Origin of the sequence: Lysinibacillus sp. GbtcB16, from assembly GCF_019091145.1 — a bacterium.
Lineage (GTDB): Bacteria > Bacillota > Bacilli > Bacillales_A > Planococcaceae > Lysinibacillus > Lysinibacillus fusiformis.
Genome location: NZ_JAGXJV010000164.1, coordinates 1 through 391 on the forward strand (window position 1 = coordinate 1; position 391 = coordinate 391).

1 protein-coding gene is annotated in these 391 nt (G+C 55.0%); it reads right to left on the reverse strand.

Annotation, left to right across the window (positions count from 1 at the left end):
• Nucleotides 1-391, reverse strand: a 391-nt coding sequence (locus tag KVT27_RS23840) for a hypothetical protein (protein WP_217582094.1), incomplete at both ends; no start/stop codon positions are given.

Sequence of the window (391 nt, forward strand, 5' to 3'; positions counted from 1 at the left end):
TGTGCGGGTTCAGCAGGCACCGCAGGTACCGCTGGTACCGCAGGTTGTTCAGGCATAGGGAACGGCTTAGCCTTCTTGGCTTCCTCCGGGAGAGCGATTTCGATCGGTTGGTTTATATCCTTATAGGTCATGGACATACTCATATCCATATGGTCGATCGGTACAGCTGGATCGGTTCCGTATGCAATGTGATAACCGCCGTCCATGCTGACCGGCAGCTTCGTTTCCTCGTCGACTGTCATTACAGCCGACAGGGAAACGCTCATCCCCGAGATGGCAGGGGAGTTCAGAACGTCCTTGAATGCATCTTGGCCGCCGCCAAGTCCGCTTAACGTTTTGACGATATCGGCGGTGTTCGTCAGCTTGCCGCGAATCGAAACCTTGCGCTGCT